This window comes from Aeromicrobium sp. (assembly GCF_025965075.1).
GTDB lineage: Bacteria > Actinomycetota > Actinomycetes > Propionibacteriales > Nocardioidaceae > Aeromicrobium.
The window spans coordinates 1-4,648 of sequence record NZ_JAOPXQ010000129.1 but is presented as its reverse complement, the minus strand read 5'-3'; the positions used below and the strand labels follow the sequence as shown (position 1 = coordinate 4,648).

Annotated in this window: 8 protein-coding genes; 5 read left to right on the top strand and 3 right to left on the bottom strand. The window is 69.7% G+C overall.

The features are described from left to right. The 3 genes from JWQ91_RS08240 to JWQ91_RS08230 form a co-directional block, all read left to right on the top strand. The coding region (locus JWQ91_RS08240; RefSeq protein ID WP_297782381.1) for a carboxyl transferase domain-containing protein at positions 1-974 on the top strand (974 nt) is incomplete at its 5' end. Continuing rightward, positions 974-1,201, top strand: coding sequence for a biotin/lipoyl-binding carrier protein (locus JWQ91_RS08235; protein WP_297782380.1), 228 nt, complete (start codon positions 974-976; stop codon positions 1,199-1,201). The genes JWQ91_RS08240 and JWQ91_RS08235, both read left to right, overlap by 1 nt. A 30-nt stretch (positions 1,202-1,231) precedes the next feature. Beyond that, positions 1,232-1,957: a thioesterase family protein gene (locus JWQ91_RS08230; protein WP_297782379.1), complete on the top strand. Its 726-nt coding sequence runs from the start codon at positions 1,232-1,234 to the stop codon at positions 1,955-1,957. A 67-nt stretch (positions 1,958-2,024) separates the two neighbouring features. On the opposite strand, the gene JWQ91_RS08225 is transcribed toward JWQ91_RS08230, so the two are convergent. Both JWQ91_RS08225 and JWQ91_RS08220 read right to left on the bottom strand, forming a co-directional pair. Continuing rightward, the gene (locus JWQ91_RS08225; RefSeq protein WP_297782378.1) at positions 2,025-2,411 is read right to left on the bottom strand and encodes a globin; all 387 of its coding nucleotides are present in this window, start codon (positions 2,409-2,411) and stop codon (positions 2,025-2,027) included. Then, a complete protein-coding gene (locus tag JWQ91_RS08220; protein ID WP_297782377.1) occupies positions 2,408-3,373 on the bottom strand; it encodes a mechanosensitive ion channel family protein in 966 nt (321 codons plus the stop codon). The genes JWQ91_RS08225 and JWQ91_RS08220 overlap by 4 nt, the downstream gene beginning before the upstream one ends. Positions 3,374-3,406: 33 nt before the next feature. On the opposite strand from JWQ91_RS08220, the gene JWQ91_RS08215 reads away from it, so the two are divergent. Continuing rightward, positions 3,407-3,691 (top strand): hypothetical protein, encoded by a 285-nt coding sequence (locus tag JWQ91_RS08215; RefSeq protein WP_297782376.1) that lies wholly within the window; start codon positions 3,407-3,409, stop codon positions 3,689-3,691. A 4-nt stretch (positions 3,692-3,695) separates the two neighbouring features. Further along, positions 3,696-4,208, top strand: a complete 513-nt coding sequence (locus JWQ91_RS08210) for a DoxX family protein (protein ID WP_297782375.1) — start codon at positions 3,696-3,698, stop codon at positions 4,206-4,208. Positions 4,209-4,214: 6 nt separating this feature from the next. Here JWQ91_RS08210 and JWQ91_RS08205 read toward each other — a convergent pair. Then, positions 4,215-4,648, bottom strand: a 434-nt coding sequence (locus tag JWQ91_RS08205) for an SDR family NAD(P)-dependent oxidoreductase (RefSeq protein ID WP_297782374.1), incomplete at its 5' end; no start/stop codon positions are given.

Sequence of the window (4,648 nt, the reverse complement as noted above, 5' to 3'; positions counted from 1 at the left end):
GGACCATCATGGTCAAGGAGCAGGGCCAGATGTTCCTGACCGGCCCCGACATCGTCAAGGCCGCGACCGGCGAGGACGCCTCGGCCGAGGACATCGGCGGCTCGGCGCTGCACACCAAGACCTCCGGGGTCGCGCACCTCGAGGTGGCCAGCGAGGAGGAGGCGTTCGATGCGACCCGCCTCCTGCTGTCGTTCCTGCCGACGCACAAGGGTGGGCGGCAGAAGCGCCACGACCCCGTGCCCGCCAACCCGCGTGCCGCGGCCGCGCTGCCGACGCTGGTGCCGGAGAAGTCGAGCATCGTGTTCGACATGAACAAGCTGCTCGACGGCGTGCTCGACAACGGTGCCCGGCTCGAGCTCATGCCGACCCACGCGCCGAGCATCCTGACGCTGTTCGCCCGCCTCGACGGCCACGCGGTCGGCATCCTGGCCAACCAGCCCAATGCCCGCGGCGGCATCCTCGACTCCAAGGCGTCGGTCAAGGCCGCCCGGTTCGTGGAGTTCTGCGGCCGCTTCGACGTCCCGGTCCTCACCTTCGTCGACGTGCCCGGCTTCCTGCCCGGGACCGTCGAGGAGGGGCGCGGCGTCATCACGCATGGCGCCAAGCTCCTCAAGGCGTACGTCGACACCAAGAGCCCCAAGCTCACGGTCGTCGTGCGCAAGTCGTACGGCGGCGCGTACATCGCGATGGGATCGGCCTCGCTCGGCGCCCACGCCAACTGGGCCTGGTCGGGCTCGGAGATCGCGGTCATGGGACCCGGTGGCGCCGTCGCGCTGCTGCACCGCCGCGCCCTCAAGGAGGCCGAGGAGCCGACCGTCCTGCGCGACGAGCTCGCCGCGGTCTACCGCGAGGAGGTCGCCCGGCCGTACCTCGCCGCCGAGGCCGGCATCGTCGACGACGTGATCCACCCGGAGGAGACCCGTGACCGCATGGTCGCCGCGCTCCGCATGCTGACCCACGGATCGGGTGAGTGATGATCCTCGCTCGCGCCGAGATCGTCTCGAACGTCTGGAAGATCGTCGCCCGCGAGGGTGACCAGGTCGGTGCCGGGGACGTCCTCGCGGTGCTCGAGTCCATGAAGATGGAAATACCTGTTTATGGAACGGTCAATGGTTACGTGAGCAAGATCCTCGTCGAGGTGGGCCAGATCGTCCAGGAGGGCGACCCCATCATGGAGATCGACGAGACCGCGAGCGCCTGACGGCGACGGGATGTCTGCCATCATCGGCGGGTGACTGCCGACATCCTCCACGAGCTGCCCATGCGCTGGGCCGACCTCGACTCGCTCAACCACGTCAACAACGTCGTCTACGTCGACTACGCCGCCGAGAGCCGGGCGATGCTGGTCGACGACGGACTGGTCGGTCCGGACTCGGCGATCGCCCACGTCGGGGTGCGGTTCCTCCGCCCGCTGCTGCTCGGTCGGAGACCCGTCGGGGTCACGTCCTCGATCACGGACGGGGAGCTGACCCAGGAGATCAGCGTCCAGGGTGACGAGGAGCAGACGGTCTTCGCGAGGGTCGTCACGACGTACGGTCCTCGGGTCGATGCCGTGCTGCGCGAGCCCGCAGGGGACCCGTTGCCGGCACGTGTGCGGCGCAGCGACCTGGACGCGACCGGCGCGGTCAGCACGACCAAGCTCTTCGAGCTCTTCCAGGAGGGCCGCATCCTCCTGATCTCCACGCACGTGCAGGCGATGAGGCCGGGCCGATTCGTCGTGGGGTCGACCGACGTCAACCTCGTCCGCCCGGTCGGGTGGCGCTCGGCGCCGTACGACATGCGGGCGCGGGTCAGCCGGGTCGGCGGCTCGTCGTTCACGATCGCCGCGGAGCTGGCGGATGGCGACCAGGTGCTCGCGCGGTCGACGACGGTCCTCGTCGGGTTCGATCTCGCCACCCAGCGGTCACGCCGGCTCGACGACCAGGAGCGCTCCGAGCTGGAGGCCCTGCTCGCCTGACCTGCTTACTCCGCCTGCTTCACCATGCTGCCCTGTCGGTTCATGGCCCAACACCGCTTCGCTTCGCTCAGGACGCGGAGTTGACCATGAACTGCGCTGCGTGCTGGACGTACGCCCAGAACTGCGCGTCGAGCTCGGGGGAGAGCGCCGCCTTGTCGAGGCCCTGCCGGAAGTGCAGGAGCCAGCGGTCACGCGCCAGCGGCGTCACCGCGAACGGGGCGTGGCGCATGCGCAGGCGCGGGTGGCCGCGCTGCTCGGAGTACGTCGTGGGGCCGCCCCAGTACTGCTCCAGGAACGCCGTGAAGCGGTCGGCGGCCGGCCCGAGATCCTCCTCCGGGTAGAGCGGCCGCAGGACCTCGTCGGTCGCGACACCGTCGTAGAACGTGTCCACGATGAGCTTGATCGTGTCGTGCCCGCCGATGGCGTCGTAGAAGCTCTGCTCGGGGGTCGTCATGACCTGTCCTCCATGTGGACCGTCGGGAACGTCGTGGGGATCTGGATGCCGGCCCGGTCGAACTCGGCCTTGATGCGCTGCCGCATCGCGCGGGCCACGAGCCACTGCTGCGCCGGGGCGGTCTTGAGCACGACCCGGACCACGACTCCGTCCTTGTCGAAGCGCTCGACCCCCCACACCTCGGGGGCCTCGATGATGACGTCGTGGAACCGCTTGTCCTCGTAGGTCGAGGTTGCCACGTCCTGCAGGATCGTCTGCACCCGCTCGAGGTCGGTGTCGTACGCGACCGTGACGTCGAGGACCGTGCGGGCCCAGTTCTGGCTCTGGTTGCCGACCCGCAGGATCTCGCCGTTGCGGACGTACCAGACCGTGCCGTTGACGTCGCGGAGCCGGGTGACGCGCAGGCCCACCGACTCGACGGTGCCCGTGGCCTCGCCGAGGTCGACCGAGTCGCCGACGCCGTACTGGTCCTCCAGGATCATGAAGATGCCCGACAGGAAGTCCCGCACGAGGTTCTGCGCGCCGAAGCCGAACGCCAGCCCGAGGATCCCGGCACTCGCGATGATCGGGGCGACCTCGACGCCCAGCTTCGACAGGACCGTGACGGTGACGACGGAGAGGATCAGGCCGGTCGCGACGCTCTTGAGCAGCGATCCCATGGTCTCGGTGCGCTGCTGGCGGCGCTGGTGGCCTACGGGGCGTCGGTCGGCGAGGAACTCCCCGGCCCTGGAGTTGGCGAGGACGCCGGGCACGGAGCCCTTCGCAGCCCGGCCCACCACACGGTCGATGGACCGGCAGACGAACCAGCGGAACGCCAGGCCGAGGACGATCGTCAGGATGATCGAGGCGGGTGCGGCGACGAACCAGTCGTACGCCTTGCCGGCCGGGATGTCCCACGAGACGTCGAAGGGGAGGATGTCGAGCACGGCCTGTCTCAGTGAGGTCTGTTCGAGGTGAGGCATTACTCCAGCCTACGGGTGGATACCATGGGCTCCATGAGGACTCCTGCACGCGTGCTCACGCTCGCGCTCTCGTTCGTGACCATGTTCGTCGCGGGCTCCGCGGCAGCGCTCGCCGACGCCCCCGTGGGCAGCTCCACGTGGCCCAACGAGGACGACAAGAGCAGCCTCGACCTGCTGATCCTGTTCGGTGGTGGCACCGTGGGCCTGTTCGTGATCATCTCGCTGTTCGCTCTGCTCACGGCACGCAACAACTACGTCCCGCCGCCGCCGTCGACCGAGCTCGAGACCACGGGCGACCACACGCCCGCGCACCACTGATCCGGTGAGCAGCCAGGACCTCGACCTCGGTCTGCTGGTCCTGCGCCTCGCCCTGGGGCCGATGCTGGTCCTGCACGGGTACAACAAGGTCTTCGGCGCGGGCGGGCTGGCCGGCACCGAGGGTTGGTTCGCGAGCCTGGGCCTGCGCCCGGCCTGGGTGCACGCGCGCATCGCGCCGGTCAACGAGATCGGTGCCGGTGTCCTGATGACCCTGGGGCTGCTCAACGGCCTCGCCGCGATGGCCTACGTCGGACTGATGCTCGTCGCGACGTTCACGGACCACCGCGGCAAGGGCTACTTCGTGTTCAAGGGCGGCTGGGAGTACACGGTCCTGGTGGCAATGGTCGCCGTGGCGATCGCCGCCCTCGGGCCGGGGGAGTGGTCGCTCGACCACGCGTTCGGCCTGGACCTGGCCGGGACCCGCTGGGCCGTCGCCGCAGCGGTGGGCGGGGCCCTCGCGGCGGCCGGCCTGATGGCCGCGTCCTACCGCCCCGAGAAGTCCGCCGACGCCTCCTAGGAGGATCTAGCGCGGCGCCATCCGCAGCGCGCCGTCCATGCGGATCGTCTCGCCGTTGAGGTAGTCGTGGTCGACGATCATCGTGACGAGCTTGGCGTACTCCGACGGCTCGCACAGGCGCTGCGGGAACGGGACACCGGCGGCGAGCCCGGCGCGGAACTCGTCGCTGACCGTCGCGAGCATCGGGGTGTTGACGATGCCGGGCGCGATCGTGCAGACCCGGATGCCGTACTGCGCGAGGTCGCGCGCCGCCGGGAGGGTCATCCCGACGATGCCGCCCTTGGACGAGGCGTAGGCGACCTGGCCGATCTGTCCGTCGTACGCCGCGATCGAGGCGGTGTTGACGATGACGCCGCGCTGGCCGTTCTCGTCGGGCTCGGTCTGCGCGATCGCCTCGGAGGCGAGGGCCAGGACCGTGAAGCTGCCGACCAGGTTGATCT

Bases quoted from the DNA above. Each gene is read 5' to 3' on its own strand.
- JWQ91_RS08220 (WP_297782377.1), bottom strand. From the start codon at position 3,373: ATGCCTCACCTCGAACAGACCTCACTGAGACAGGCCGTGCTCGACATC.
- JWQ91_RS08215 (WP_297782376.1), top strand. From the start codon at position 3,407: ATGAGGACTCCTGCACGCGTGCTCACGCTCGCGCTCTCGTTCGTGACC.
- JWQ91_RS08225 (WP_297782378.1), bottom strand. From the start codon at position 2,411: ATGACGACCCCCGAGCAGAGCTTCTACGACGCCATCGGCGGGCACGAC.
- JWQ91_RS08235 (WP_297782380.1), top strand. From the start codon at position 974: ATGATCCTCGCTCGCGCCGAGATCGTCTCGAACGTCTGGAAGATCGTC.